21 protein-coding genes and 4 pseudogenes are annotated in these 26412 nt (G+C 70.7%); 9 read left to right on the top strand and 16 right to left on the bottom strand.

Features of this window, described 5'->3' with window-relative positions; translation table 11 throughout:
- Positions 1-274: 274 nt before the first annotated feature.
- The 3 genes and pseudogenes from AB5T46_RS20480 to AB5T46_RS09920 all read right to left on the bottom strand — a co-directional run.
- Positions 275-2125: pseudogene (locus tag AB5T46_RS20480) on the bottom strand (ATP-binding protein); the annotation flags it as partial.
- An 84-nt stretch (positions 2126-2209) separates the two neighbouring features.
- A complete protein-coding gene (locus tag AB5T46_RS09925) occupies positions 2210-4090 on the bottom strand; it encodes an EAL domain-containing protein (protein WP_370563758.1) in 1881 nt (626 codons plus the stop codon).
- A gap of 230 nt (positions 4091-4320) precedes the next feature.
- Complete coding sequence (locus AB5T46_RS09920) at positions 4321-4902, bottom strand: DUF4126 domain-containing protein (protein ID WP_370563757.1); 582 nt, start codon at positions 4900-4902, stop codon at positions 4321-4323.
- Between the two features lie 168 nt (positions 4903-5070).
- Here AB5T46_RS09920 and AB5T46_RS09915 point away from each other — a divergent pair, with 168 nt between their 5' ends.
- The 4 genes from AB5T46_RS09915 (at position 5071) to AB5T46_RS09900 (ending at position 8220) form a co-directional block, all read left to right on the top strand.
- Positions 5071-5832: a DUF6776 family protein gene (locus AB5T46_RS09915; protein WP_370563756.1), complete on the top strand. Its 762-nt coding sequence runs from the start codon at positions 5071-5073 to the stop codon at positions 5830-5832.
- A gap of 31 nt (positions 5833-5863) precedes the next feature.
- On the top strand, positions 5864-6235 hold the full coding sequence (gene erpA, locus AB5T46_RS09910) for an iron-sulfur cluster insertion protein ErpA (protein WP_370563755.1): 372 nt from the start codon (positions 5864-5866) through the stop codon (positions 6233-6235).
- Between the two features lie 76 nt (positions 6236-6311).
- Positions 6312-7196: an NAD(+) diphosphatase gene (nudC, locus tag AB5T46_RS09905; protein ID WP_370563753.1), complete on the top strand. Its 885-nt coding sequence runs from the start codon at positions 6312-6314 to the stop codon at positions 7194-7196.
- A gap of 121 nt (positions 7197-7317) precedes the next feature.
- A complete protein-coding gene (locus AB5T46_RS09900) occupies positions 7318-8220 on the top strand; it encodes a regulatory signaling modulator protein AmpE (protein WP_370563752.1) in 903 nt (300 codons plus the stop codon).
- A gap of 230 nt (positions 8221-8450) precedes the next feature.
- Here AB5T46_RS09900 and AB5T46_RS09895 read toward each other — a convergent pair whose 3' ends face one another.
- Positions 8451-10373: an MFS transporter gene (locus AB5T46_RS09895; RefSeq protein ID WP_370563965.1), complete on the bottom strand. Its 1923-nt coding sequence runs from the start codon at positions 10371-10373 to the stop codon at positions 8451-8453.
- A gap of 329 nt (positions 10374-10702) precedes the next feature.
- On the opposite strand from AB5T46_RS09895, the gene AB5T46_RS09890 reads away from it, so the two are divergent.
- On the top strand, positions 10703-12391 hold the full coding sequence (locus AB5T46_RS09890; protein ID WP_370563751.1) for a glycoside hydrolase family 43 protein: 1689 nt from the start codon (positions 10703-10705) through the stop codon (positions 12389-12391).
- Between the two features lie 164 nt (positions 12392-12555).
- Positions 12556-12837: a hypothetical protein gene (locus AB5T46_RS09885; RefSeq protein WP_370563749.1), complete on the top strand. Its 282-nt coding sequence runs from the start codon at positions 12556-12558 to the stop codon at positions 12835-12837.
- A gap of 50 nt (positions 12838-12887) precedes the next feature.
- On the opposite strand, the gene purD is transcribed toward AB5T46_RS09885, so the two are convergent.
- The 6 genes from purD to prmA form a co-directional block, all read right to left on the bottom strand.
- A complete protein-coding gene (gene purD, locus AB5T46_RS09880; protein WP_370563748.1) occupies positions 12888-14183 on the bottom strand; it encodes a phosphoribosylamine--glycine ligase in 1296 nt (431 codons plus the stop codon).
- Positions 14180-15286: a calcium/sodium antiporter gene (locus AB5T46_RS09875; RefSeq protein WP_370563747.1), complete on the bottom strand. Its 1107-nt coding sequence runs from the start codon at positions 15284-15286 to the stop codon at positions 14180-14182. The genes purD and AB5T46_RS09875 overlap by 4 nt, the downstream gene beginning before the upstream one ends.
- Before the next feature lie 2 nt (positions 15287-15288).
- Positions 15289-16875, bottom strand: coding sequence for a bifunctional phosphoribosylaminoimidazolecarboxamide formyltransferase/IMP cyclohydrolase (purH, locus tag AB5T46_RS09870; protein ID WP_370563746.1), 1587 nt, complete (start codon positions 16873-16875; stop codon positions 15289-15291).
- 139 nt (positions 16876-17014) lie between these two features.
- Entirely contained in the window at positions 17015-17284 is a 270-nt protein-coding gene (gene fis / locus AB5T46_RS09865) for a DNA-binding transcriptional regulator Fis (protein WP_370563745.1), read from the bottom strand.
- A 148-nt stretch (positions 17285-17432) separates the two neighbouring features.
- Positions 17433-18302, bottom strand: coding sequence for a DUF3426 domain-containing protein (locus AB5T46_RS09860; protein ID WP_370563744.1), 870 nt, complete (start codon positions 18300-18302; stop codon positions 17433-17435).
- Between the two features lie 353 nt (positions 18303-18655).
- On the bottom strand, positions 18656-19579 hold the full coding sequence (prmA, locus tag AB5T46_RS09855; protein ID WP_370563743.1) for a 50S ribosomal protein L11 methyltransferase: 924 nt from the start codon (positions 19577-19579) through the stop codon (positions 18656-18658).
- A 323-nt stretch (positions 19580-19902) separates the two neighbouring features.
- On the opposite strand from prmA, the gene AB5T46_RS09850 reads away from it, so the two are divergent.
- Both AB5T46_RS09850 and AB5T46_RS09845 read left to right on the top strand, forming a co-directional pair.
- Positions 19903-20868, top strand: a complete 966-nt coding sequence (locus AB5T46_RS09850; RefSeq protein WP_370563964.1) for a hypothetical protein — start codon at positions 19903-19905, stop codon at positions 20866-20868.
- A pseudogene (locus tag AB5T46_RS09845) lies at positions 20865-21206 on the top strand (hypothetical protein); the annotation flags it as partial. The gene AB5T46_RS09850 and the pseudogene AB5T46_RS09845, both read left to right, overlap by 4 nt.
- 269 nt (positions 21207-21475) lie before the next feature.
- On the opposite strand, the pseudogene AB5T46_RS09840 reads toward AB5T46_RS09845, so the two are convergent.
- A pseudogene (locus AB5T46_RS09840) lies at positions 21476-21691 on the bottom strand (antibiotic biosynthesis monooxygenase family protein); the annotation flags it as partial.
- Positions 21688-22692, bottom strand: coding sequence for an alpha/beta hydrolase (locus AB5T46_RS09835; RefSeq protein WP_370563742.1), 1005 nt, complete (start codon positions 22690-22692; stop codon positions 21688-21690). The gene AB5T46_RS09835 and the pseudogene AB5T46_RS09840, both read right to left, overlap by 4 nt.
- 91 nt (positions 22693-22783) lie before the next feature.
- On the opposite strand from AB5T46_RS09835, the gene AB5T46_RS09830 reads away from it, so the two are divergent.
- Entirely contained in the window at positions 22784-23461 is a 678-nt protein-coding gene (locus tag AB5T46_RS09830; protein WP_370563741.1) for an ArsR/SmtB family transcription factor, read from the top strand.
- A 102-nt stretch (positions 23462-23563) separates the two neighbouring features.
- On the opposite strand, the gene accC is transcribed toward AB5T46_RS09830, so the two are convergent.
- The 4 genes and pseudogenes from accC to aroQ all read right to left on the bottom strand — a co-directional run bounded on the left by accC (position 23564) and on the right by aroQ (position 26213).
- The gene (accC, locus tag AB5T46_RS09825; RefSeq protein WP_370563740.1) at positions 23564-24931 is read right to left on the bottom strand and encodes an acetyl-CoA carboxylase biotin carboxylase subunit; all 1368 of its coding nucleotides are present in this window, start codon (positions 24929-24931) and stop codon (positions 23564-23566) included.
- A gap of 106 nt (positions 24932-25037) precedes the next feature.
- A pseudogene (locus tag AB5T46_RS09820) lies at positions 25038-25208 on the bottom strand (four helix bundle protein); the annotation flags it as partial.
- A gap of 17 nt (positions 25209-25225) precedes the next feature.
- On the bottom strand, positions 25226-25714 hold the full coding sequence (gene accB, locus AB5T46_RS09815; protein ID WP_370563963.1) for an acetyl-CoA carboxylase biotin carboxyl carrier protein: 489 nt from the start codon (positions 25712-25714) through the stop codon (positions 25226-25228).
- Positions 25715-25772: 58 nt separating this feature from the next.
- Positions 25773-26213, bottom strand: coding sequence for a type II 3-dehydroquinate dehydratase (gene aroQ, locus AB5T46_RS09810; protein ID WP_370563962.1), 441 nt, complete (start codon positions 26211-26213; stop codon positions 25773-25775).
- Positions 26214-26412 lie beyond the last annotated feature (199 nt).

Here is a 26412-nt window from a genome sequence, read left to right as displayed (position 1 = left end):
GAGAGGCCGGCGCCGGGGTTGCTCTGGGAGCATCCGGTATCGGTGAGGACGCGACGGCCGCATCGGCGACCGCAGGCGGGGCCTGTTCGACCTCGGCGGATGCGGCGACCGGCGCCGTCGTGGCCGGTTCCGAAGCCGGGGCCGGGACCGCTGCTTCCGCTTCGGTGTCCGATGCCGCCGCTGCGAAGGAATCGTCGGCCTGGACCGGCAGGTCGGTGCCGATCTCCTCGGCCTGCTCCAGGCCGGCGTCCTGCGCGGCCAGTTCGGGGTTCCACCAGTGGCCCAGGCAACGCTCCAGTTCGCTGCGGGTCACCGGCTTGGGCAGGTAGTCGTCCATGCCGGCGTCGAGGCACTTCTGCCGGTCGCCGGCCATTGCGTTGGCGGTCATGGCGATGATCGGCACGTGGCGGCGGTCGCCGGCGGCGGCTTCGCTTTCGCGCCATTGCCGGGTCGCGGTGTAGCCGTCCATCACCGGCATCTGGCAGTCCATCAGCACGATGTCGTAGCGTGAGGCCGACATCCGCATCAGCGCCGCCTCGCCGTTGCCGGCGGTGTCGCAGGCGATGCCGAGCACCGACAGCAGCCGCTGCCCGACCATGAGATTGACGGGGTTGTCCTCGACCAGCAGCACCCGCGGGCTGCGCGCGGGCCGCGCCGGCGCCGCGATGGTCGGGGCCGTTGCCTGCGGCGCCTGCGCGGGTTGCCCGGCTTCGGCGGCCGCCGCCGGCGCTTCGGGAGCGGCCGCGGTTGCGATCATGGGCGGGTCCTCGTCGCTCTCGGTTTCGCCGATCAACGCGGCGCGCAGGTCGGCATCGGGTGCCTGGCGGCTGAGCACGGTGGCGCTGGCGCGCAGTTCGTCCGGCACCGGGTCGTCGCCGTACAGGCAGACCAGCTTGAGGTCGCCGTAGACCGCCTGGCGGCCGAGATTGCGGTGCAGCGCCAGTGCGGTGTTGCGCATGCCGGCCAGGTCGGCGAGCACGATCGAGTACGCCCAGGGCGCGCCCTGGCTGGCGGCGGCGCGCAGGCGGTTGAGCGCTTCCTGGGTAGTCTCGACCGCACTCACGCGCAGGCCCCAGTTGGGCAGCTGCATCGACAGGCGCAGGCGCAGGCGCGGGTCGGCGCTGAGCAGCAGCAGACGGCCGCCGTCGGCGAGCCGGTCCTGCGTCGGCATGTCGCCGTGTACCTTGAGCAGCGGCACCTCGAACCAGAAGGTCGCGCCCTGGCCGGGCGCCGACTGCACGCCGATATGCCCGCTCATCAGTTCGACGATGCGCTTGGAGATCGCCAGGCCCAGGCCGGTGCCGCCGTAGAGCCGCGTGGTGGAGGCGTCGGCCTGGTTGAAGGCCTGGAACAGGCGGCCCTGCGCCGCCTGGGAAATGCCGATGCCGGTATCGCGCACCTCGATCCGCAGCTGGTGCTGCGCGGCGCTCTCGCCGATGCGGCGCACGTTGACCGCGACCGAGCCGCGCTCGGTGAACTTGACCGCGTTGCTGACCAGGTTGCCCACTACCTGGCGCAGCCGTACCGGGTCGCCGCGCACCGGCAGCCGCACCGCGGGATCGATGTGCAGGCTCAGGCGCAGGCCCTTGCCCTGCGCCGGGCGCTCCATCAGCTGCAACACGCTTTCCAGCAGCTCGCGCAGGTTGAAACCGGTGATCTCCAGTTCGAGCTTGTCGGCCTCGAGCTTGGAATAGTCGAGGATGTCGTCGACGATCCTGAGCATCTGCTGCGAGGAGGTATACGCGGTGCGCACCAGTTCGGCGTGGTCGGCCGGCAGCCGCGCGTGCATCAGCAGGTCCAGCATCGGCACGATGCCGTTGAGCGGCGTGCGGATCTCGTGGCTCATGGTGGCGAGGAACTCGCCCTTGGCCAGCACCGCCGATTCCGCCGCCTGCTTGGCCTGGCGCAGTTCCTGCTCGAGCTGGGTGTGGCGTTGCAGCTGCGCCTGCAGGTCGACGCGTTCGGCTTCATTGCGCCGCACGATCTCCTCGGCCTCGTCGAGTTCGCGGTCGCGCGCCTGCATCATGTAGATCGTGGCGCTGAACGCGAAAGTGGCCAGCAACGCCAGCACCAGGGCGATGCCCTGCCACGGGCCGGCCATGCCGAAGAAGTCGAGCAGCAGCATCACCGCCGCGCCGCAGGCGGCGCCGAGTGCCAGCCAGCGCAGCATCAACGAGGAGGGACGTGTCCTTGTCAGCGTGGCCATGGTCTAGAGCACCGAGTGGTGGAAGTCGAAGTCGAGGTCGTCCGCAACCTGTTGCACCAGGTTGCCCTGGATGTAATCGATACCGCTCATCCACAGCGTCGCGGCGGCCTGCGGATCCTCGACCTGCTGGCCGATGACCTGCAGTCCGACCCGGTGCGCGCGCTCGATCGCTTCGCGCATCGCGTCGCGCACGGCGACGTCGGCGAGCTTGCTGGAGAAGTCCGCCGCCAGCCGCACGAAGTTCAGCGGCAGCTGCGCGAGCAGGGTGTCGACGTCGCCGTCGGGGCGGTACTGGCTCAGGCACAGCTGCGCGCCGGCGGAAGCCATCGTCGTGCAGAACTCCTGCAGCGACACGGCATGCACCAGGGCGTCGTCCTGGCGTACGTCGATCACCAGGCAGGTGCCGTCGATCCCGCGCTCCTGCATTGCGGACAGCAGCCAGGCGGCATGGCCTTCGCGCGCCAGGCTGCGCGGCGACTGCGACACGAACAGCCGCAACGGCATGCCGCGCGCCTGCTGCTTCTGCAGCAGCGCCAGCGCCAGTTCCAGCACGCGTCGGTCGATGTCCTGCAGCAGCCCGGCGGCTTCGGCCACCGGCAGGATCTCGCCGGCGGTATGCAGCGTGCCCTCGGCATCGCGCAACCGCAGCAGGGTCTGGTACTGCGCCTGGTCGCCGCCCGACACCGCGACGATCGGCTGATAGGCCAGCTCCAGCCGGTCGCCGGCGAGCGCGTCGGCGATCATGTCCGACAGCCCGCGGGTCCGCTCGAGCACGCCCGGCTCGGGCGGGACATAGGCGGCGATGCCGACCGGATCGTTGCGCGAGGCGCGCAGCGCCTGCTCGGCGGCGGCGAGCGCGCTGCCGGCATCCTCGAATCCGTGCGCGAGCGCGGCGCAGCCGATCCGCACCCGCAGCCGCAGCGGCTCGCCGCCGGCGTCGAACGGATGACCGCCGAGGCCGTCGCGCAGGCCGCGCGCCCAGACGAGCGGATCGTCCGGCGCGGATGCGGCGTGCGCGTGCTCGACATGGGCGTGCTCGACGTGGGCGTGCTCGACGTGGGCATGTTCGACATGGATCAGGAAGGTGTTGTCGTTGAGCCGCGCCGCCGGATGCCCGCCGGCCAGCTCCGCGATCCGGCGCCCGGCCTCGAGCAGCACCGATTCCAGCGTGGCGTAGCCGAGCCGGTCGCGCAGCGCGGCGGTGCCGTCGATCTCGAGGAAGTACAGCGTGCCGTCGCCGCCGCCGGGAATCGCCGCGGCCAGGCGTTGCAGCATGCGGTTGCGGGTGTGCAGGCCGGTGCTGGGATGGCGGCCGTCGTCGGGCCGCTGCGCCCGCAGCTTGCGTGCGCGCTTGATCCGGTTCTCCACCGCCGCGACCAGGTGCCGCGGCCGCACCGGCTTGCTGAGGAAATCGTCGGCGCCGATCTCCAGCACCTCGAACTGGCGCTCGGGATCGGGATCGCCGGTCAGGAACACGATCGGCGTATGCGCATAGCGGGCGTTGCCGCGGATCATGTCGGTGAGCTCGGCACCGTCGATGGCCGGCATGTGCAGGTCCATCAGCACCAGGTCGGGCTGGAACGCCTTCAGCGCGGCCATCACCTGGCCGGCATCGGAGACCGCCTGCGCCTGCATGCCGGCGCCCTGCAGCACGCTCTGCGCGAACAGCGCCTGGCTGCGGTCGTCCTCGACGATCAGCACCCGGTAGGGCGGCTCGCCGCTGGCCGCCGCGGCCGGGCGCGCGCTGGCCGCCTGCAACGCCAGTTCCGCGCGGATGGCGTCGCCGTCGTCTTCGGCCGGCAGCGTCGGGGCAGCCGCGTCCGAACTCCAGCGTCGCCAGTAGTGCGCCGGTGGAAACTCGGCGCGTCGCGTATCGTCTGCCATCCCCATTCGTACGACTGTGCCGCCATCCGTGATCGCAGGCAACTGCCTCGGCCGTGGCCGTCGGTTCCGCTGCCGGCCCGGTCCGGCGCTGCCCATGGGCGTCGCGTGGCACGGCGGCGGGTTTGCTGCTGCAGGAACGGCGATTATGCGCGATCGTGGCCGCCGGCTTCCGTGCGCCCGCCCGCAGTCGCGCGATCCGTATTCAGGATCGGCGATCCGGGCGCGGGGACTCAGCCGGGGACGGACCGAGGTGCGCGCCGGAACAGGCGCCGCCACAGCCACCAGATCGCCAGGGCGACCAGCACGCCGATGCCGGTCACCAGCGTCAGCGCGATCCAGGGATGGGTGAACGCCAGCGCCAGGGCGCCCACCACCACCGCGTCCTCGGTGGCGGAGGCCGCCCAGTTGCTGAACGGTTCCGGCGAGGCGTTCAACAGCGCCCGCGAGCCGGATTTCAGCAAATGACTGGTCAGCGCCACGCCGGCGCCGGTGGCGAGCATGCCGGCGCCGAGCTCGCCGTCCGGCGACAGCGCCGCGGCCGCCAGGAAGGCGCCGGCGGGGACCCGGGCCAGGGTCTGCAGCAGGTCCCAGGCCGAGTCGACGCCGGGGATCTTGTCGGCGAAGAACTCGGCCAGCGCCAGCACGCCGGAGACCCCGAGCACCCAGGGCGACGTGGTCGCCTCGAGCGCCTGCGGCAGTTCCAGCCAGCCGAGCGCGCCGGCCAGGCCGACGCCGAACACGGTCAGGTAGACGCGGATGCCGGCCAGCCAGGCCAGCAGCACGCCGATCGCGAACAGGTGTGCCTCGGACATGGGATCTCCGCCGTGGGCGCCGGGGCGGCGCGCGCCTGTACGCAGTATAGGCAGGCGCCTGCGCGACGAACGCGAAGTCGCCGGGCGGGCCGAATCCGGTGAATGCCGGCGAACCGCGGCGGCGCACCGTGTTGACGCCGGCTCCGGGCGCTGGCTATACCGTTCGGGATGAACGATGCGCCGCCTCCCGATGCTTCCGATGCGCCCGCCGCGCCGCAGCCGGCGCCGACTGCCGCGGCGCCCGCCCCGCACCACGATCCGCACCCGCGTCTGACCTACATCCTCATCGCCGTACTCCTGGTGTCGTTGGGATTCGGCGCCTGGGGACTGTCGGTGGTGCTCGGCGGCCGGCCGGCCGAGGATCCCCGCGCGCAGCTTCGCGCGCAACAGGCGCAGATCGAGGACCTGGAGCAGCGCGTGACCACGCTCACGCGCTCCGACCAGATCAGCCGCGACGCCAACCGCGACCTGCAGAGCGCGCTGACCGAGCGCGAGGAGGAGATCGCGGGCCTGCGCGCGGACGTCGCCTTCTACGAACGCTTCGTCGGCGCCACCGCGCAGCGCCGCGGCCTGTCCGTGCACGAACTGCTGCTGCAGCCGAGCGGCGACGGCGTCTGGCATTTCACCGCCACGCTGACCCAGAACCTCAATCGCGGCGCGGTCAGCCGCGGCGGACTGAAGCTCTCGATCGAGGGCACGCGCGACGGCAAGCTGCAGCGGCTGGACTGGGTGGACCTGCGCCAGCAGCACGACGCGCCGCCGGTGGAATACTCGTTCAAGTACTTCCAGCAGGTCGAGGGCGATGTCCTGCTGCCGAAGGGCTTCTCACCGGTGCGCGTGAGCGCGCACCTGGATCCGGCCGGCGGCGCGGAGGTCGAGCAGTCGTTCACATGGGCCGATGCGACGGCCCGTTCCGCGCCTGGTGCTTGAACCGGCGCGCTGCGCCCCCCATCCTGAGCGCATGACCACGATGCAATCCGAACCGACCGGCTACCAGGCCCTGCAGCGCCCGCTCGACTTCACCCAGGCGGCGGCGGCCAAGGTGCGCGAACTGATCGTCGAGGAAGGCAACCCGGCGCTGAAGCTGCGGGTGTACATCCAGGGCGGCGGCTGTTCTGGCTTCCAGTACGGGTTCGAGTTCGACGAGGAGCAGGCCGACGAGGACCTGGCGGTCGACACCGACGGCGTGGTGCTGCTGGTCGATCCGCTCAGCCTGCAGTACCTGATGGGCGCGGCGGTCGACTACGTCGAGAGCCTGCACGGGGCGCAGTTCACCATCCGCAACCCGAACGCCAAGAGCACCTGCGGCTGCGGCAGCAGCTTCACCGTCTAGGGCCTGGTCTGCGCCATAAGCGTTGGCAGGCCCTGGCTCCCGGCGCGCACGCGGCGCGCGTGCGATCATTCTCGGCATGGCCTTCGCTTTCGTCGACGGCGCGCTCGACCGCGCCGAACACCTGCGCAACGATCCCGACGCATTGGCGGCCCTGTGGCCGCGGGCTAGCCTGCTGTTTCTCGACGACGACGGCCGCGCCCTGGCCGATGCGCGGCAGGGGCGTTTCGCGCCGCCGGCGGCGGCGCTGGCGGCCGTCGATCCGGCGCAGGCGATGTTCCTCGGCCTGCATGCGGGGCAGGGCTGGTTCGCGCTGCCGTCCGCGGCGCTCGCCGCCGAGGCGCCGGCACGGATCGACCTGCGCACCGCCGCGGCGGCCTGGCCCGCGCTGGAGGCGACCGCGTATGCGCAGGCGCGCGCGGTGCTGCACTGGCGCGCCCGCCACCGCCACTGCGGCGCCTGCGGGCACGCCCTGGCGTTCTCGCGCGCGGGCTGGCTCGGCCACTGCGCGCGCTGCGATCTCGAGCACTACCCGCGCACCGACCCGGCGGTGATCGTCGCCGTTTCCGACGGCGAGCGCCTGCTGCTCGGGCGGCAGGCCGGCTGGCCGCCGCGGCGCTGGTCGGTGCTCGCCGGCTTCGTCGAGCCCGGCGAGACGCTGGAGCAGACGGTGGCGCGCGAGGTGTTCGAGGAATCCGGCGTGCGGGTGCGCACCAGCCGTTACCTGGCCTCGCAGCCGTGGCCGTTCCCGTCCTCGCTGATGCTCGGCTTCGAGGCCGATGCCGAACCCGACCCGCCGGTGGTCAGCGACGAACTGGAGGCCGCGCGCTGGTTCGGGCGCGACGAGATCGGCGCCGCCCTGCGCGGCGAGTCCGGAGACGACGGTCCGCTGCTGTCGCCAGGGATCTCGATCTCGCACTGGTTGATCGAGGACTGGTGGAACAGGGCCAGCCGCGGGTCGTAGGCGTAGGCCTGGTGGGCGCGGCCTGACCTTCCCTCTCCCGCAAGAGGGGGAAGGAGCGGTGTATCGGGTCTCCGGCTTTCGGTCTCGTCTCCCGCTCCCCGTCTCCCGCTACACTCCCGCCATGTTCGCCACGCTGCTCGCCGTCGTCGTCGCGCTGGTGCTCGGCCATGTCGCGCCGGCGCTTGCCGGATCGCTGCGCCAGTACGGCTGGTACCTGGGCTGGCTGCGCTGGCTCGACGGGCAGTTCCCGCAGGAAGGCGTGTGGCAGGGCCGCTTCGGCATCGCATTGGCGCTGTTGCCGCCGCTGCTGCTGGTGGCGCTGTTCCAGTTCGCGCTGGACGGGCGCATGTTCGGTTTCCCGGCGCTGCTGTTCGGCGTCGCGGTGCTGTTCTACGCCTGGGGGCCGCGCGATCTCGACCTCGACGTACAGGCGGTGGCCGATGCCGCGGACCCGGTCGCACGCCGCACCGCCGTGGAGCGGCTGTGGCCGCATGCGGCAGCGCTGTCGCTGGAGGGGCCGGACCTGGTGGCACGGGTGTTCCGCAATGCCCGCGGGCGCTGGTTCGGCGTGCTGTTCTGGTTCCTGCTGCTGGGCCCGTTCGGCGCGCTGCTGTACCGCCTGACCGCGCTCGCCGCCGAAGGCGAGGCCTCGGCGGCGCTGCCGGCACAGACGGCGGCCGGCGCCCGCGGCCTGCTGGCGCTGCTGGACTGGCCGGTGACACAGTTGCTGGCGGTGTCGCTGGCGCTGGTGGGCAACTTCGACGTGGTGGTCGGCGCATGGCGCGAAGCGGGCAGCGACGCGTTCGGCCTCGACAGCGGGTTCCTCGATCGCCTCGCCCGCGCCAGCGTGCGCGAGGAGCTGGCGGACGAGGCCGCCGACTACGCCGACGCCGGCCTGCCGCCGCCGTTAGCGGCGGCGCCGGAACTGCCGGAACTTCGCGATGCCATGAGCCTGGTCTGGCGCATCCTGCTGCTGTGGCTGGCGGTGATCGCGGTGTTCGTGATCGGCGGTTGGGTGAGCTGACGCGCTTGGCAGATGCCCTATCGGCATCTGCCGCGTCGGCGAACGCCCGGCCATGGGTGAGGCCGAGGTGCTTGCGAGGCATGCCTCGCGCCTCGGACGAACGCCCTGCGCGCTGCGCAGGGCCGGCCAGCCGGGCCGGGCGTTCCGAGTCCGCATTGTCGCGCCATGGACGGCGAGGTTTGACCGGGCCGAAGCGGCGAGCGAATCAGTTTGGAAAGTGGATAGGGCGATCACGCCTCGCCGCCACGCAGCGCACGCACCCTGGCCTCCAGCTGCGCCGCCGTCGCGGTGCCGCCGTCGCGCGGTGCCTCGGCCACCACCTCGACATGGGCGCGGAACCGCCGCGGCACGCGCATCCTGCCCATCCGCGAATCGTTCCGGCTCCACATGCTGGCCCACATGCCCTTGAGGGCCATCGGCACCACCGGCACCGGGCGGCGCTCCAGGATCCGCTCCAGCCCCGGCTTGAACGGCGCGATCTCCCCATCGCCGGTCAGCCGCCCCTCGGGAAAGATGGCGACCAGTTCGCCTTCGGCCAACGTGCGGTCGACCTCGTCGAACGCGCGCTGCATCAGCGCCGGGTCCTCCTTCGCGCCGGCGATCGGGATCGCGCGGGCGGTGCGGAAGATCCAGCGCAGCACCGGGATCCTGAAGATGCGGTGGTACATCACGAAGCGCACCGGCCGCGGGATGGCGGCGGCCAGGATCAGCGCGTCCATGTAGCTGACGTGGTTGCACACCAGCAGCGCCGGGCCCTCGTCCGGCACGTGTTCCTCGATGCCGCGGATGCGCAGCCGGTACAGCGCGCGCACCAGCAGCCAGCTGAGGAAGCGCATCAGGAACTCGGGCACGATGGTGAAGATGTAGATCGCCACCAGGGCGTTGAGGATCGCCAGCGCCAGGAACACCTGCGGGATGCTCCAGCCCAGCAGCTGCTGCGCGGCCAACGCCGACATCGCGGCCAGCACGATGAAGCCCGAATTCTGGATGTTGAGCCCGGCGATCACCCGCGACAGCTCGTGCTTCGGCGAGCGGCTCTGGATCAGCGCGAACAGCGGCACCACGAAGAAACCGGCGAACAGGCCGATGCCGAGCAGGTCGGCCACGATCCGCCAACTGCCGGCCTCGCGCAGGAAGCCCAGCGCGTCCAGCCCGCTGGCCGGCGCCACGCCGGTGCGGGCGAAGTACAGGTCGAGGATGCAGGCGCTCATGCCGAACGCGCCCAGCGGCACCAGGCCGATCTCCACCGTGCGCGCCGACAGCTTCTCGCACAGCAGCGAGCCCGCGCCCACGCCGATCGAGAACAGTGCCAGCGCGAAGATGTACAGCGTCTCGTCGCCGCCCAGGTGGACCCGCGCGTAGGCCGGCAGCTGCGAGGTCAGCACGGTGCCGACGAACCAGAACCACGACACGCCGAGCACCGCGTTGCGCACCGCCAGCTGCTTGCGCGCCAGCTTGAGCATGCGTATCGACTCGGGGACCGGGTTCCAGTTGATCTTCAGGTCCGGCGCGCCGGCATCGACGCGCGGGATCAGCCGTGCGATCAGGTTGCCGAGCACCGCCAGCGAGACCACGGCGGCGCCGGCCACCCACGGCGCCTGGTCGCCGGCCAGCTTGAACAGCAGGCCGCCCACGATCATGCCGATCAGGATCGACATCGAGGTGCCCATCTCGACCAGGCCGTTGCCGCCGGTCAGCTCCTCCGGCCGCAGCACCGACGGCAGGATCGAATACTTGACCGGCCCGAACAGGGTCGACTGCACCCCGGTGCAGAACAGTGCTACCAGCAGCAGCGGCAGGCTCTGGGCCATGAAGCCGAGCGCCGCGACCAGCATGATCGCGATCTCCATCGCGGTGGTGATCCGGATCAGCCGATGCTTCTCCAGCTTCTCCGCCACCTGCCCGGCGATGCCGGAGAACAGGAAGTAGGGCAGGATGAAGACCGCCGGCGCCAGGCTCGCGTACAGCGCCATTTGCTCGTCGCTGGCCTGCAGCCAGAACAGCATGCCGATGATCGCCTGGCGGAAGACGTTGTCGTTGAGCGCGTTGATCGCCTGCACGTTGAAGAACGGCAGGAACCGCCGCTGCTTCAGCAGCCCGAACTGGCTGTGGGCGACCGGCAGCGCGGCCTCCGGCCCCGCGGCTGGCGGCATTCCTTCGGTTGATGCCTCGTCCGGCTTGTCCTGCGCCATGCGGCCTCCTCGCGGTTTCGCGGGAGTGTAGCGGGTCGATGTGGCGACGGCCCCTCTCCCTGTTCCGATCAATCTGTTCCGGTCAATCTCCGCTCGGCTGCGTCGTACGCTTGCTGCCCTTATCCTGCATCAAGTCTCTTGCCCGTCGGTGTCGCCATGCTGAGCCAACCTTGCTGCAGAGACTGCCGCGCCCGGCGCCCGCCCGTGATGGCCGTCCTGTTGCTTTCCGGTCAGGCCCGTGCCGGCAGTACATTGGGTATCAGCCTAGAACGCAGACAGAAGGTTTCCGGATGAAACGATTCGCGCTGGCGCTTGTCGCCTGTATCGCCACGCTGCCGGCATGGGCCGGCGATGTGTTGTTCACCGAAGTCCGCTATACGGGCGATGACGGCGGCCCGGCTGCGGGACCTGCGCAGTACCGCAACCCGGTCATCGCCGGTTTCTACCCGGATCCTTCCGCGATCCGGGTGGGCGACGACTTCTACCTGGTCACTTCCACCTTCGGTTACTTCCCCGGCCTGCCGATCTTCCACAGCCGCGACATGGTGTCCTGGCGCCAGATCGGCAATGCCATCGACCGTCCCGGCCAGATCGGCTACGGCGACGACGAGCTGACGCGCGGCCTGTTCGCCGCCACCATCAGTCATCACGACGGTACGTTCTACATCGCCAACACGTGCTTCTACTGCGACGGCGGCAATTTCATCGTCACCGCGACGGATCCGGCGGGTCCCTGGTCCGATCCGGTCTGGCTGGAATTCGAGGGCATCGACCCGTCGCTGTTCTTCGACGACGACGGTACCGTCTGGCTGGTCAACAATGACGTGCCCGAGGGCAAGCTGCGCTACGACGGGCATCGGGCGATCTGGCTCCAGCGGTTCGATGTGTCGGCAAAGAAGCCGGTCGGTCCACGCAAAATGCTGGTCGATGGCGGCGTGGACCCGGCCAGCGAGCCCGAGCACGTCGAAGGCCCGCACCTGTTCAAGCGCGGCGGGTTCTATTACCTGACCGCCGCGGAAGGCGGCACCGGCGAACAGCATGCGCAGATGATCTGGCGCAGCCGGCAGGTCACCGGCCCTTACGAGCCTTGGTCCGGCAATCCCGTGCTGACGCAGCGCGACCTGGACGCTTCGCGCGCCGATCCGGTCACCTCCACCGGACATGCGCAGTTCGTCGAACTGAAGGACGGATCGTGGTGGGCCGTGTTCCTCGCCACGCGGCCCTATCGCGGAAACCAGTACAACCTCGGGCGTGAGACCTTCCTGCTGCCGGTCACCTGGCATGACGGCTGGCCGGTGATCCTGCCGCACGGCGAACCCGTTCCGATGGTGCTGGAGAGGCCTGCGTTGCCGCGCGACCCGCAGCCGGTGCCGACCAGCGGCCCTTTCGAGTGGACCGAACGTTTCACTGCCGATACGTTGCCTCCGCAATGGATGACGCTCCATCCACCCGGGCGAGCCTGGTTCGCGACCGGATCCGATGGTCTGCGGCTCACGCCGTCGTCCACGCCGCTGGGCGGGCACGGCAGCGGTGGGCAGCCGGCCTACCTCGCGCACCGCCTGCAACACCATCGCGCGACCCTGACCGTGACGCTCGCACCCAACCAGCCGGCTCCGGGTGAACTGGCCGGGCTGGCACTGGTCCAGAGCGAGAGCCACCACTATGTCGTTGGAGTGGAGCGCAGCGAAGACCGTAACGAAGCGCAGGGCGAACGCGGCGCGGCGGTGGCGCTCTACCGCCGTGCGGGCAGGGACGAGCCGGTAACCGGGACAAGACAGGCCCGCATCGACCTGCCCTCGTCCGAACAGCCGGTGTCGCTGCGCTTCCAGCTCGATGGCCCGCGCCTGGATGTCTTCTACGCGGTGGAACCCGGGCAGTGGAAACCGGTGGCGACCGGCCTGGATGCCAGCCTGCTGAGTACCGACGTGGCCGGCGGCTTCACCGGCGCCACTTTCGGTCCCTATGCATTCCGTCCATGACCCGGACTCGACCGCTTCGGGCCGCAGGCGATCTCGCGGCGTGTAGGTCGTAGATCGCACCGGTCCGGCCTTGACGCGCTCTCTACATCGCACCATCGCATTCGGCCAACAGCCAGCTTCGCTGGTCTACCCTGCGGATGACCCTTGGAAGCCTGGAGGTCGCCATGTCCGCGGAACACAAGAGCCCATTCGGGCATGTCAACGATACGGTGGCGCAGCTCAAGGAGATGCGGCACTACGCGAAGAACAACGTCGAGCTGCTGACCACGCAGTGGCTGTTGTTCGATGGTGAGCTGTCGAAGCTGAAGCACGCCGGGAAGATCGAGGCGCTGATGACGCGCCAGAGCGAGTTTTACGATGCCCTGGAAGCGGAGATCGCCGAGTTGGAAGCGTTGGCGGAGGAGCTGCAGCCGGCACCGGAAGGCGCGGACGGCACAGCGCAGTGATCGAGACCTGCGGGGTACAGGTCGCGACTACGTCGCTCCTTTAGTGCTCCTCACCCGTGCTCGCGCTTCTCGCGTTCGATCGCGCGCCAGCCGATGTCGTGGCGGTGGAACTCGCCATGCCAGGAGATGCCGGCGACTCCGGCATAGGCATTGCGCTGCGCCTTGGTCACCGTGTCGCCCAGGGCGCACACGCACAGCACGCGGCCGCCGGCGGTGACGACGTGCCCGCCCTCGATGCGGGTGCCGGCGTGGAAGACCTTGCCGCCCTCCGGTTCGGGCACGTCCCAGGCGTTGATGGCGTCGCCGGTGCGCGGCTTGCCGGGGTAGCCTTCCGCGGCCAGCACCACGCCGAGTGCGGCGCGCGGATCCCATTGCGGTTGCGCCGTGTCCAGGCGGCCGTCGATGCCGGCCTCGATCAGGTTGGCGAAATCCGACTGCAGGCGCAGCATGATCGGCTGTGTCTCGGGGTCGCCGAAACGCACGTTGAACTCGATCACCCTGGGCGCGCCGGCCTTGTCGATCATCAGCCCGGCGTAGAGGAAGCCGGTGAACGGCACGCCGTCGGCCGCCATGCCGCGCACGGTCGGTTCGATCACCTCGCGCAGGATGCGCGCGTGCACGTCGGGGGTGACCACCGGCGCCGGCGAGTAGGCGCCCATGCCGCCGGTGTTCGGGCCGGTGTCGCCGTCGCCGACGCGCTTGTGGTCCTGGCTGGTGGCCATCGGCAGCGCGGTCTCGCCGTCGACCAGGGCGATGAAGCTGGCCTCCTCGCCCTCCAGGAACTCTTCGACCACCACCCGCGCGCCGGCCTCGCCGAAGGCGTAGCCGGACAGCATGTCGGTGATCGCGGCCTCGGCCTCGGCGAGCGTCATGGCCACGATCACGCCCTTGCCGGCGGCCAGGCCGTCGGCCTTGATCACGATCGGGGCGCCTTTCTGCTGTACATAGTCCAGCGCGGCCTCGGCCTCGGTGAACACCGCGTAGTGCGCGGTGGGAATGCCGTGGCGGGCGAGGAAGTCCTTGGCGAAGGCCTTGCTGCCCTCCAACTGCGCGGCGGCGGCGGTGGGGCCGAAGATACGCTGGCCGGATTCGCGGAAGCGGTCGACGATGCCGGCGACAAGCGGACCTTCCGGGCCGACCACGGTGAAGGCGACGCCTTCGCGCCGTGCCAGCGCCAGCAGGCCGTCGATGTCGCCGACGGCAATGTCGACGTTGCGGCACTTCGGCTCGGTCGCGGTGCCGGCGTTGCCGGGCGCGACCAGCACCTCGTCGACGCGTACGGACTGCGCGAATTTCCAGGCCAGCGCGTGTTCGCGGCCGCCGGAGCCGATCACCAGTAACTTCATTGCCCGTCCTCTTCCAAATCCAATCCACGTGCGCGTCCACGTGCGCGGCCCAGGTGCAGCGAGCGCAGCACCAGCATAACCAGGGTGAGCGCGGTCAGCGGCACCACGAAGCGCATCATCACCGCGCTGAAGGCCGGCAGGGCGTCGTGCCCGGCCGCGTCGAGCAGCAGGTAGGCCAAGTACGCGGCGTAATAGGCCAGGAACACCGCGCCTTCCCAGCGGCGGATGCAATGGCCGGTGTAGAAGATCGGCAGGCAGGCCAGCGCCACCGCGGTCATCACCGGCAGGTCGAAGCGGATCACCGCCGCGCCCACCGCCAGCCCCTGCGGCGAGACCACCGCGGTCAGCGCCAGCACCAGCAGCAGGTTGAGCACGTTGCTGCCGATCACGTTGCCGACCGCCATGTCGCGTTCGCCGCGCAGCACCGCCAGCAGCGCGGTGGCGATCTCCGGCAGCGAGGTGCCGATCGCCACCACGGTCAGTCCGATGACCAGCTCGCTGACGCCCATCGCAGCGGCGACGCTGGTGGCGGCGTCGACCAGCCAGCCGGCGCCGAGCACCAGCAGCGCCAGGCCGGCGGCGACCAGTGCCAGGTCGAGCGCGCGGCTGGCGAGGCCACGGGGCACGCGGGCGGGGGCGTCCGGCGGCTCGTCATCGCCGCCGCGCAGCGCCGTGCGCAGCAGCAGCGCCAGATAGCCCAGGCAGGCCAGGAACAGCGCGCCGCCCTCGATGCGCGACAAGCGCCCATCTATCGTCAGTCCCATCACCGCGACCGAGCACAGGATCATCACCGGCACGTCCATCCGGACCAGCTGCCGTGCCACCACCAGCGGCGCGATCACCGCGCTCATGCCCAGGATCAGCAGCACGTTGGTGATGTTGCTGCCGACCACGTTGCCCACCGCCAGGTCGGCCGCGCCGCTGCGCGCGGCGCCGATCCCGACCGCCAGTTCCGGCGCGCTGGTGCCGAAGGCGACCACGGTCAGGCCGATCACCAGCGGCGACAGCCCGGTCGCGGCGGCCAGCCGCGAGGCGCCGCGCACCAGCATTTCCGCGCCCCCCAGCAGCGCCGCCAGACCGCCGAGAAACAGCAGCAGCGTCATCGCTAGTGGCGGAAGTGGCGCACGCCGGTGAACACCATGGCGATGTCGTGCTCGTCGGCGGCGGCGATCACCTCGGCGTCGCGCATCGAGCCGCCGGGCTGGATCACCGCGCGGATGCCGGCCGCGGCGGCGGCGTCGATGCCGTCGCGGAACGGGAAGAAGGCGTCGCTGGCCATCGCCGAGCCGGGCACGGCCAGCCCCGCCTCCTCGGCCTTCAGGCCGGCGATCTTCGCGCTGACCACGCGGCTCATCTGCCCGGCGCCGACGCCGACGGTGCGTCCGTCTTTCGCATAGACGATGGCGTTCGACTTGACGTACTTGGCCACTTGCCAGGCGAACAGCAGGTCGGCCAGTTCGATGTCGTCCGGCGCGCGCCGGCTGACCACCTTGAGCTCCTCGCGCGCGACCTCGCGGACGTCGGCGGTCTGCATCAACAGGCCGGAGCCGACGCGTTTCACGTCGATGTTGTTGCGACCGGCACCGTGCGGAATGCGCAGCACGCGTACGTTGGCCTTCTTCGCGCAGTAGGCGAGGGCGTCGGCCGCGTAGTCGGGGGCGATCAGCACCTCGACGAACTGGCGATCGAGGATCGCCCTGGCCGTGGCGGCGTCGAGCGTGCGGCTGAAGGCGATGATGCCGCCGAAGGCCGAGGTCGGGTCGGTGGCGTAGGCGCGCTCGTAGGCGTCGCCGCAGTCGGCGGCGACCGCCACGCCGCAGGGATTGGCGTGCTTGACGATCACGCAGGCCGGCGCGTCGAACTGGCGCACGCATTCCCAGGCGGCATCGGCATCGGCGATGTTGTTGTACGACAGCGCCTTGCCCTGCAGCTGGGTGAAGGTGGCCAGGGTGCCCGCCACCGGCCACAGGTCGCGGTAGAACGCGGCCTGCTGGTGCGGGTTCTCACCGTAGCGCAGGTCCATCACCTTGACGAAGTTGCCGTTGCTCTGCGCGGGGAACGCCGCGCGGCCCGCGGCGCCGGCATCGGAGGGCTCGGCGATCGCCGACAGCACGTCGCTGACGCGCGCGTCGTACTGGGCCACGCGGTTGAATGCCGCTACCGACAGCATGAACCGCGTGCGCTGCGACAGCGCGCCGTCGTTCTCGGCGAGTTCGTCGACGATGCCGTCGTACTGCGCCGGGTCGGTCGCCACGGCGACGTGGGCGAAGTTCTTCGCCGCCGCGCGCAGCATTGCCGGGCCGCCGATGTCGATGTTCTCGATGATGTCGTCGAACTTCGCATCCGGCTGGTACGCGACGCGCTCGAACGGGTACAGGTTCAGCACCAGCAGGTCGATCGGGGCGATGCCGTGCTCGGCCATGACCGCGTCGTCGGTGCCGCGGCGGCCGAGCAGGCCGCCGTGGATCTTCGGATGCAGGGTCTTGACCCGGCCGTCCATGATCTCGGGAAAGCCGGTGACCTCGGAGACGTCGCGCACCGGCAGGCCGGCCTCGCGCAGCGCCCTGGCGGTGCCGCCGGTGGACAGCAGCTCGATGTCGCGGGCGGCCAGCGCGCGGGCCAGGTCGATCAGTCCGGTCTTGTCGGACACGGACAGCAGGGCCCGGCGCACGGGCAGACGGTCGAGGGTCATGGGTGGGGAATGGCAGCGCGGGGCCGGAATTATAGCGTCCGCGACGGAAGGCGAGAAACGAGTGAAGAGGAGTGAGAAACGAGTAAAAGCGGGCGCGGCTCTTACTCGTTTCTCACTCCTAATGACTCACTTCTCGCTTTCAGTTGAGCCCGTAGTCGCGCAGCTTCTTGCGCAGGGTGGCGCGATGGATGCCGAGCATCGCCGCGGCGCGGCTCTGGTTGCCGTCGCAATGGTTCAGCACCTCGACGAACAACGGGATCTCCAGTTCGCGCAGCGCGATCTGGTACAGGTTGTCGGCGCCGCTGCCGTTGAGATCGCCGATGTAACGACGCACCGAATTGGCGACGTGATCGCGCAACGGCGTGCGTTGTCCGGAGCGGTTGCTGGGATCGGGGCGTTCGGCGTTCAAGATCGTGTCCGGGTGGCGCGTTGCTGCAACCGTCGCAGCAGTCGCATGCCGCGCTGGAGGGCGGCGTCGGACCTTCGACGGGGGGAGCGAGTCTAGCGCGCCCGGCGCGGGCGCGCCAAGACGCACTGCACGATCGCGATGTGCGCGGCTATTCAAAGTCGAAGTTGAACGCGACCGTATGCGGCGACGGCTCGAGCACGTCGATGCGGATCGCCGCGCGTTGTCCGCTGGACATTCCCGCGGGGGCAGGCGGCTGTTCAAGGTATTCCTCCGGCGAAAAGCGGCGCTGGCCCAGCGTGCGGCCGTCGATGTCCGACAGCCGCAGGACCAGGTGCGGCCAGGCCTGTGTCCAACGCGCGTCGTTGCGGATCGTCGCGTTCACCCGCAGCACGCCCGCGAGTTCGGCATGCGGCCGCACGTCGCGCTGCAACAGGACGATCGATTCCGGCTCGCGCCAGGGCGGGAGCGTGCAGCCGATCGCGTCGCACACGGCAACGAGCAGCGGCCGCCATTGCGGATCGGCCGCAAGCCGGGCGCGGTCGGCCAACAGCAATTGCAACACCAGCAACAACGCAAGCACGGCGATTGCGGCCACGGCCGGCCAGCGCCGGCGCAGTGCCTGCGCGCCCGCGGCAGCGCGCAGGTGGCGCTGGGCGAAACTGGGCGCGGGTTTGACCTGGTGCGTGGCGTCGCCGGTCGCGGGTGCCGGTGTGGCGGGCGTTTTCGGGCTTTCCTTCTCCGATGCCTGCGTCGCCAGGCCTTCTGCGCTTGCGCTTGCGGCAGCGGCAGCGGCCGGCGGGCGTGCCGGGGCCGCGGGGGTACCGTCCTCGCGTTCGGCGGCGCCCGGGTCTGCGGTTTCGATTGACGTGTCCGCGTCGTCGCCGCGATCCGCGGGCACGGTTGGAGCGGTCGGCACTGGCTGCGATGGTGTGGCAGGGGGTGGGGCGGGCGCGGGCGGCGGCGGTGCGGGCGGCGGCGGTGCGGACGATGGCGGTGGCGCAGCGGGCGGCGCAGGCATTGCGGATGCTGCAGGTGGCGGCGCAGGCGGCGCGACCGGCGTGGGAGGTTCGACCGGCGCGGGACTGGCGGTGGCCGGCGCGACCGCCTCGCGCAGGGCGAACCCGCAGCGCGGGCAGCGCTCGGGCGGCAGATCGGTGGCGAAGTCGGTCGCCACCAGTGCGGCACAGTTCGGGCAGTTGACGAACATGACGTTAACAGGCCCTAGCCGCCGTCCGGCGCCGGTCGCGACAGTGGGACGGCGGGCGTCGCCCGCCCGTGACGCCGGGTCATTGTCCGGTCATGCATCGACATCCGTTCTTCTCCCCGTGCGCGGCGCGATCCGCCCGAAGGAGGGCGGGTCCGCCCCTGTATTCAACCACGTCGGCGCACGCCGTCGATGCGAACCCAGTCACCTTCGTGCGCGACCGCCAGCGATTCGAACCACGGCCGGTAGCGCCGCAGCACGTCTTCCTGCTGCCCGTCGAGGATGCCGGACAGCGTGATGCGCCCGCCCGGCGCGACCCGTTCGGCGAGGGGTTCGGCGAGCGCATCGAGCGCGGCGGCGAGGATGTTGGCGACGACGACCGGATAGGGGCCGGCCGGCGCGTCCTGCGGCAGCGATACCTGCAGGCGCGCGCCGACGTCGTTGCGGTCGGCGTTGTCGGCGCTGGCCAGCAGCGCCTGCGGATCGTTGTCGATGCCGATCGCGCGCGCGGCGCCCAGCTTCAGCGCCGCCAGCGCCAGGATGCCGCTGCCACAGCCGTAGTCGAGCACCTCGCGGTCCTGCAGCGCGCCCTCGGCGGCGAGCGCATCGAGCCATTGCAGGCACAGCGCGGTGGTCGGATGGGTGCCGGAGCCGAAGGCGAGGCCGGGATCGAGCCGCACCACGGCGGCGTCGGCATGCGCCGCCTCGTCCGGCAGTTCGCTGTTCCAGGGCACGATCCAGGTGCGCGCGCCGAACCGTAGCGGCGTGTAGCGGTCCATCCAGGCGCGTTCCCAGTCCTGGTCCCCGACGTTGCGGAACGCGGCACGGGTCCAGTCCAGCGCCGGATCGAAGGCCTCCAGGGCCGCGAGCAGCAGCAACGCATCGGTGTCGTGCGGAAACAGCGCACTGAGCTCCAGCGTGTTCCACAGCGGCGTTTCACCGACGCCCGGCTCGAGGATCGCGTGCTCGTTGGCGGTCTCGGCGTCGGCGTCGAGCATGGTCACCGCCAGCGCGCCGACATCGGCCAGGGCGCGCTCGTAGCGCGGCTGTTCGGCCTCGCTGCACCGCAGCGACAGTTCGAGATGGGGCATGGGGGGGTACCGGGAGGGGGAGGCGAATGGTGCGGTGCCCGGCCCCGGGCGTAAAGGGCGCGACATCGGGAAACCTCCACGCGCCCGGCGCAGCGCGGTGGCGCCGCGGAAATTGCTCTAAGATGACCGCCTTGCGAGGCGGGCGGGCCGGTGGAGAAGCCGGTGCGACGGCCTCGTCCGATCGGCCGTTCCGTGCCGGTCGTCTGGTGCGTCGGTCCACCGCAGGAGACGGATCCGGTGAGGTGCAGCGAGGTCTTCCGCAGATGCCCGGCATGCTGACGACGGCAGTCCGGATGCGGTCGTGCCGGTTGCCGCGAATGGATATGCCCATGTCCTGGAACAAGCCGCTGGTGGTTGCTGCCGTGCTGGCGCTGCTCGTCGGCGCCGCGCTGTATCAGCGCGCCGCGGAGCGCGCCGGGCCGGTGCCGGCGGCGGCGCCGATCGATGCCGTCGACCTCGGGGACGCGCCCGCCACCGGCGCGCCGGCGATCGCCGCGCACGCGCCGGTGACCGGCGAAGGCGATACCGATGCATCGCCGGGCGTGACCGACCGGCGTCGCCACCTGCGCCGGGAATTCGAGCGCGCCCCCGACCTCTACGTCTACCTGCAATCGTTGATCCCGGCCGCGCGTGCCGGCGAGGCCGATGCGATCTGGCTGGTCAGCCGCGTCTACGAGTACTGCGCGCCGTATGCCGGCGACCCCGCCGCCTACGCCGGCGATACCCGCCTGTTCGGCGAAATGAAGCTGCGCGCGTCCGCGGCCATGGTGGCAGCGCGCGAGCGCGTGAGCCGTCGCTGCACGCGGTTCGCCCCCGAGGACGGCCTGGGCTACCGGACGATCCTGCTCCGGCGCACGCAGGCCGCGGAGGCCGGCAGCCTGGCGGCCGAGGCCGCGCTGCTGGCGATGGGCGAGCCGCTCGACGACAGCGAGACCTATCGCCGCGACCTGGCCGACCGCGTGCAGCGCTCGGCCGATCCGGAGGCCTTTACCGCGCTGGCGCCAGCGATGGGGGTGATGGCTGCCGGCGACGACGCCCATTCCGGCCAGGTGGCCGGCAGCCAGCTCGCCGAACTGGCATGGCAACTGGCGGGATGCGAGTTGGGACAGGACTGCAGTGCGGAGGGCCCGCTGATGACGAACTATTGCGCCAACGGCGGCATCTGCTCGCAGGACGAGGAACAGGATTTCCAGACGTTCGTTTACGACGCTGCGATTCCGCGACAGGGGGCGGATGTCGTCGATGACATGATTGACTCGCTGCTGAGGAGCGAGGGAGTACCGAAATGAAAAACAAACGCTTCGTGCACAAGGTCAAGTTCTATTGCTGGGTGCTGTTGTTCGTCGCCTATTCGGTCACCGCGGCCGGGGTCATGATCGATGCACTCAACGACAATTACCGGGAACTGTCGCAGGTCGCCGTGACCACGGTGGATGCGCCGGCCGAGGTCAGGATGAGCGGGGCGTCGCAGATCGCCGCGGTCTACCGGGCGCAGAGCGGGGCGCCGTTTTCGTCGCTGCCGCCGGGCAGCACCTTCAAGGTGGTCTGGCCCGACGGATCCAGCGAGTACGTGACCGTGGTCAGCCAGTCCTCCGGCGTCGGCGTGCAGCCGATTCCGGGCACGCAGAGCATCGCGCCGGAACTGGCGTCGCCGTCTTCGGAGCTGCAGATCCTGCCGGTGGATCCGCTCGACGAGCCGGGCGGCGCGCTCGAGTTCCGCTGACCGGATCGGCTTGCCGATCATCGAGTCGTAGTCGGACGGTGCCCGGTAGCCTTCGTGGATGTGCGGGTCGACGCGCACGCCGGGACCGCATCGTGCTCGCGTTCGCGCAACACCGCGGCGACGCGGATGCGCCAGCGCCGGAACAGTTCGCTGCTGCCGCGCTGCTGCGCTGCCACGTGCGGCGGGTGCCGGCGCCAGGTGGCGATCGCCGCTTCGTCGCGCCACAGCGACAGCGACAGCAGGCGGCCGGGATCGGAGACGCTCTGGTAGCGCTCGATCGAGATGAAGCCGTCGACCTGTTGCAGGTCCGCGGTGAGCGCGGCGGCGATGGAGAAGTATTCGTCGCGGCCGGTCGGATAGGGTTCGACTTCGAAGATGACGACGATCACGACGCTGCGGCCTCGCGCAGGAACGACAGGGTTTCCGCCCACAGCGCCCGCCGCTGCGGTTGCAGGTGCAGCCAGTGGTTGCCGCCGGCGATCTTGACGTCGCGCTTGTCGGCGGCGTGGGTGAGCGCGGCGAACAGGCTTGCGGCGTCGGCGTCGGTGGTGACGTGATCCCACTCGCCGCGCACGATCAGGGTCGGCTGACGGACGCGGCCATCGTCGACCAGCGTCTCGCCGGCCCACAGGCGGCCGATGTCGGCACCGGGGCCGCCGGGAATCTTCGCCGAGCGCGGCGTGCGCCGGTGCGAGGTCGGGTCGCTGTCGAGATAGGCGGTGCACCAGCGCTCCAGTTCCTCGTCGCCGACCGGCGTCGGCAGATGTCCGGGCATTCCGCTGCGCTGGCGCGGACGTTGCTGCGCCGCGGTCATCAGGGTCCAGGCGGGCGCCGGCGTGGCGGCCGGATCGGGTTCGCCATTGCGCATGGTCACCGGTCCGAACAGCACCAGCCGCGCGACCAGCTCGGGGCGGTCGATCGCCAGTTGCCGCGCCGGCAATGTGCCCCAGGAATGCGCGACGACGTGGATCGGCGCCGTCGGCCGTTCGTGGCGGATCGCCTGCAGTACCGCGGCGATCTGGCTGGCCGCGGCCTGGCATTGCCCGTAGGGCGGCGCGCTGCCGGCTTCGCGCCCGAACACCGCCGGCCGGTCCGAGCCGCCGTAGCCGGCGAAGTCGAAGGCCCAGGCATCCAGGCCGGTGGCCTGCAGCTGGTCCAGCCACGACACGCCGTCCATGCGCCATCCCGCCGACAGCGCCGACGGGAACGTGGCGCCATGCACCCACAGCACCGCCGGGCCGCGCGCCGGCTGGCGGGTGATCGCCAGCTGCAGCGTTTCGCCGTCGTGGCTCCATGGCAACCGTCGCTGCGTCGCCGCGGCACGCCGTTGCTGCGACGCCGACGCTGCCGGCAAGACCTGGCTTGCCAGGCCGAGAGCGGAGAGCTTCATCAGGGTGCGCCTGTCCATCGCGGTCCGTCCGGGGAAGGGGAGGCCCATGCTGCGCTTGCGCCGTCGTGGATGTTTCGTCCATGATCGAAACATGGATGCAGGTCCCTCGCTTGCCAGGGTCGCGGCGCTGATCGGCGATCCCGCCCGCGCGCTGATGCTGGCGGCGCTGATGGACGGCCGCAGCCGCACCGCCGGCGAGCTGGCGCAGGCCGGCGGCGTCACCCCGCAGACCGCGAGCGCGCACCTGGGCAAGCTGGTCGACGCGGGCTTGCTGGCGATCGAGAAGCAGGGCCGGCACCGCTACCACCGGCTTGCATCCGCCGATGTCTCGCACGTGCTCGAGGCGCTGATGTCGGTATCGGCGACAGCGCCGCAGGCGCCGGTGCCCGGACCGCGCGACCTCGCCCTGCGCCACGCGCGCACCTGCTACGACCACCTGGCCGGCGAACTCGCGGTGCGCCTGGCCGACGGCTGGATCGCGAATGGCTGGATCGGCCACGGCGATGGCGGATGGCGGCTCACGGCCGCGGGTACGCGTGGCCTGGAAGCACTGGACATCGAGCCACCGGACGCAGCGCGACGCCGTCCCGGCGTCCGCTCCTGCCTGGACTGGAGCGAACGCCGGCCGCACATCGGCGGCCAGCTCGGCGCCGGTGTGCTCGACGCCCTGTTCGCGCGCGGCTGGGTTCGACGCCGCCGCGACTCGCGCGCACTGCTGGTCAGCGACGAGGGCGAGCGCGGCCTGCGCCGGTGGGGCGCGAAACGCTGAGTCGACGTAGTGCGGTCAGTCCGGGCCCGGGCATCCTGCGGCTCGACCCGGCAACGCGAATGGGCAATCGCTGCCTGCGCTCGCTGGCCTTCGGCGCCGGCCTCAGCCGATCGACAGCGACTTGTCGCGGCGCTCGGCCAGCCGCTTCTCCAGGTAGTGGATGTTCTGGCCGCCGGTCTGGAACCCGATGTCGCGCATGATCCGCTGCTGCAGCGGGATGTTGGTCCGGATGCCGTCGATCACCATCTCGTTCAACGCCACGCGCATGCGCGCGATCGCCTGCTCGCGGTCGGCGCCGTGCACGATCAGCTTGCCGATCATCGAGTCGTAGTCGGGCGGCACCCGGTAGCCTTCGTAGATGTGCGAGTCGACGCGCACGCCGGGACCGCCCGGCGCGTGGAAATGCTGGATCAGCCCGGGCGAGGGCATGAAGGTTTCCGGGTCCTCGGCGTTGACCCGGCACTCGATCGCATGCCCGCGCAGCACCACGTCGTCCTGCCGGAACGACAGCGGATGGCCGGCGGCGATCAGCAGTTGTTCGCGCACCAGGTCGATGCCGGTGACCAGTTCGGTGACCGGGTGCTCGACCTGGATGCGGGTGTTCATCTCGATGAAGTAGAAGCGGCCGTCCTCGTACAGGAACTCGAACGTGCCGGCGCCGCGATAGCCGATGCGCAGGCAGGCCTCGACGCAGACCTTGCCGATCTGTGCGCGCTCGGCCTCGCTGATGCCGGGCGCCGGCGCTTCCTCGACCACCTTCTGGTGGCGGCGCTGCATCGAGCAGTCGCGCTCGCCCAGGTGGATGGCATTGCCCTGGCCGTCGGCCAGCACCTGGATCTCGATGTGGCGCGGGTTCTCGAGGAACTTCTCCATGTAGACCATGTCGTTGCCGAACGCGGCCTTGGCTTCCTGCTTGGTGGTGGAGACCGCGGCGGACAGCGCCGCCTCGGTGTGCACCACGCGCATGCCGCGTCCGCCGCCGCCGCCGGCCGCCTTGACGATCACCGGATAGCCGATCTCGCGGGCGATGGCGATGTTGGCCTCGGCCTCGTCGCCGAGCGGCCCGCCGCTGCCCGGCACGCAGGGCACGCCGGCCTCCTTCATCGCCCGGATCGCCTCGACCTTGTCGCCCATCAGGCGGATGGTCTCGGCCCTGGGGCCGATGAAGACGAAGCCGGACTGCTCCACGCGCTCGGCGAAGTCGGCGTTCTCGCTGAGGAAGCCGTAGCCGGGGTGGATCGCCTGCGCGTCGGTCACCTCGGCTGCGGCGATGATCGCCGGCATGTCCAGGTAGCTGCGCGCCGACGGCGCCGGGCCGATGCAGACCGACTCGTCGGCCATGGCCACGTGCTTGAGGTTGCGATCGACGGTGGAATGCACCGCGACCGTGCGGATGCCGAGCGCATGGCACGCGCGCAGGATGCGCAGCGCGATTTCACCGCGGTTGGCGATGACGACTTTATCGAGCATGGGAGGGCCGGGAATCGGGAATCGGGAATGGGGAATCGCAAGAGCCGGGTTGCGCCGGCGCTCCTGGCTTGGCGAGTACGTTCATGAGTGCAGTGAGTCGGGCGAAGATGTTGGAGGGCACGCTCGCCGCCGCGCGTCGGAGCTGGCCGGTCAGCGCATAGCGCTCGGTGTCGGGAAAGGCTGACGAGAACCGATAAACCGTCTCGACGAGATCCATGGCGTCTCGCCAGACGTCCAGCCGCTCATGTGGCCGCTTTGACGATTCCCGATTCTCCATTCCCGATTCCCGGCTCGTCAGCCGATCACGAACAGCGGCTGATCGAATTCCACCGGCTGGCCGTTCTCGCACAGGATCGCGAGCACGGTGCCTTCGATGTCGGCCTCGATCGGGTTGAACATCTTCATCGCCTCGATGATGCCCAGCGTCTCGCCGGCCTTGACGGCCTGGCCGACGCTGACGAACGCCGGCTTGTCCGGCGCCGGCGAGGCGTAGTAGGTGCCGACCATCGGCGACTTGACCGTGTGCCCTTCCGGCAGCGCCGCGCCGCCCGCGTCCGGTGCGGCGGCGTCGCGGCCGCCGGTGGCGGCGTCGACCGGCGACTGCATCGGCATCGTCGGCTCGGCGCCGCGCGACACCGGCATCGGCGCCGCCGGCGGTGCGTACGCGGGACCGGTCTGCAGCCGCGACAGGCGCACCGATTCCTCGCCTTCCTTGATCTCGATCTCGGAGAGGTTGGATTCCTCGAGCAGGTCGATCAGCTTCTTGATTTTTCGCAGGTCCATGGTGGCCTCTGTGGTGTCCCGGCGTTCGCCGCCGGGCGGGGACATGGGATTCGTGGGTTCAGCGGGGCAGGCGGGCGAGCGCCGCCTCCAGGGCGTAGCGGTAGCCGTCGGCGCCGAAGCCGCAGATCACGCCGACGGCCAGGTCGCTGAAGTAGCTGCTGTGGCGGAACGGTTCGCGCGCGTGCGGATTGGACAGGTGCACCTCGATGAACGGGATCGCCACCGCGGCGAGCGCGTCGCGCAGGGCCACCGAGGTATGGGTGAACGCGGCCGGGTTGATCAGCAGGAAGGCGGTGCCGTCCTCGCGCGCCGCCTGCACCCGCTCGACCAGCACATGTTCGGCGTTGGACTGCAGGCTCTCGAGCGCATGGCCGGCGGCCTCGGCGCGTTGCGCCAGGTCGGCGTCGATCGCGGCGAGCGTGGTGCGGCCGTAGACCTCCGGCTCGCGCGTGCCGAGCAGGTTGAGGTTGGGGCCGTGCAGGAGCAGCAGTTTCGCCATCGGGACCGGGGCCGGAAACAGGCGCGCAGTCTGGGGCAAGCCGCCGATACTGTCCAGTTCGCCGATCTTCGCCGAATTTAAGCGTTTGTTTGAGTTTCCACTCTAATTGCGGCGGGTCGCGCCAGGCGGTCTTCTCCGCTACGACGAAGCCAGCCCCGTCGCCACGGGCGGTGTCAGTGAATAGCCCGCACCTCGAGCC

This window comes from Luteimonas salinilitoris (assembly GCF_041300785.1).
In the GTDB taxonomy this organism is placed as follows: Bacteria; Pseudomonadota; Gammaproteobacteria; order Xanthomonadales; family Xanthomonadaceae; genus Luteimonas; species Luteimonas salinilitoris.
Note: the sequence above shows the minus strand (reverse complement) of the source record. Positions and strands in the feature narration are given on the sequence as shown.

Bases quoted from the DNA above. Each gene is read 5' to 3' on its own strand.
- AB5T46_RS09925 (WP_370563758.1), bottom strand. From the start codon at position 4,090: ATGGCAGACGATACGCGACGCGCCGAGTTTCCACCGGCGCACTACTGG.
- AB5T46_RS09875 (WP_370563747.1), bottom strand. From the start codon at position 15,286: ATGACGCTGCTGCTGTTTCTCGGCGGTCTGGCGGCGCTGCTGGGGGGC.
- AB5T46_RS09830 (WP_370563741.1), top strand. From the start codon at position 22,784: ATGGATGCAGGTCCCTCGCTTGCCAGGGTCGCGGCGCTGATCGGCGAT.
- AB5T46_RS09885 (WP_370563749.1), top strand. From the start codon at position 12,556: ATGTCCGCGGAACACAAGAGCCCATTCGGGCATGTCAACGATACGGTG.
- aroQ (WP_370563962.1), bottom strand. From the start codon at position 26,213: ATGGCGAAACTGCTGCTCCTGCACGGCCCCAACCTCAACCTGCTCGGC.
- prmA (WP_370563743.1), bottom strand. From the start codon at position 19,579: ATGCCCCATCTCGAACTGTCGCTGCGGTGCAGCGAGGCCGAACAGCCG.
- erpA (WP_370563755.1), top strand. From the start codon at position 5,864: ATGACCACGATGCAATCCGAACCGACCGGCTACCAGGCCCTGCAGCGC.
- AB5T46_RS09890 (WP_370563751.1), top strand. From the start codon at position 10,703: ATGAAACGATTCGCGCTGGCGCTTGTCGCCTGTATCGCCACGCTGCCG.
- nudC (WP_370563753.1), top strand. From the start codon at position 6,312: ATGGCCTTCGCTTTCGTCGACGGCGCGCTCGACCGCGCCGAACACCTG.
- accC (WP_370563740.1), bottom strand. From the start codon at position 24,931: ATGCTCGATAAAGTCGTCATCGCCAACCGCGGTGAAATCGCGCTGCGC.
- AB5T46_RS09920 (WP_370563757.1), bottom strand. From the start codon at position 4,902: ATGTCCGAGGCACACCTGTTCGCGATCGGCGTGCTGCTGGCCTGGCTG.
- AB5T46_RS09835 (WP_370563742.1), bottom strand. From the start codon at position 22,692: ATGAAGCTCTCCGCTCTCGGCCTGGCAAGCCAGGTCTTGCCGGCAGCG.
- AB5T46_RS09860 (WP_370563744.1), bottom strand. From the start codon at position 18,302: ATGCCTGCGCCGCCCGCTGCGCCACCGCCATCGTCCGCACCGCCGCCG.
- AB5T46_RS09895 (WP_370563965.1), bottom strand. From the start codon at position 10,373: ATGCCGCCAGCCGCGGGGCCGGAGGCCGCGCTGCCGGTCGCCCACAGC.
- purD (WP_370563748.1), bottom strand. From the start codon at position 14,183: ATGAAGTTACTGGTGATCGGCTCCGGCGGCCGCGAACACGCGCTGGCC.
- AB5T46_RS09900 (WP_370563752.1), top strand. From the start codon at position 7,318: ATGTTCGCCACGCTGCTCGCCGTCGTCGTCGCGCTGGTGCTCGGCCAT.
- AB5T46_RS09915 (WP_370563756.1), top strand. From the start codon at position 5,071: ATGAACGATGCGCCGCCTCCCGATGCTTCCGATGCGCCCGCCGCGCCG.
- purH (WP_370563746.1), bottom strand. From the start codon at position 16,875: ATGACCCTCGACCGTCTGCCCGTGCGCCGGGCCCTGCTGTCCGTGTCC.
- accB (WP_370563963.1), bottom strand. From the start codon at position 25,714: ATGGACCTGCGAAAAATCAAGAAGCTGATCGACCTGCTCGAGGAATCC.
- AB5T46_RS09850 (WP_370563964.1), top strand. From the start codon at position 19,903: ATGCCCATGTCCTGGAACAAGCCGCTGGTGGTTGCTGCCGTGCTGGCG.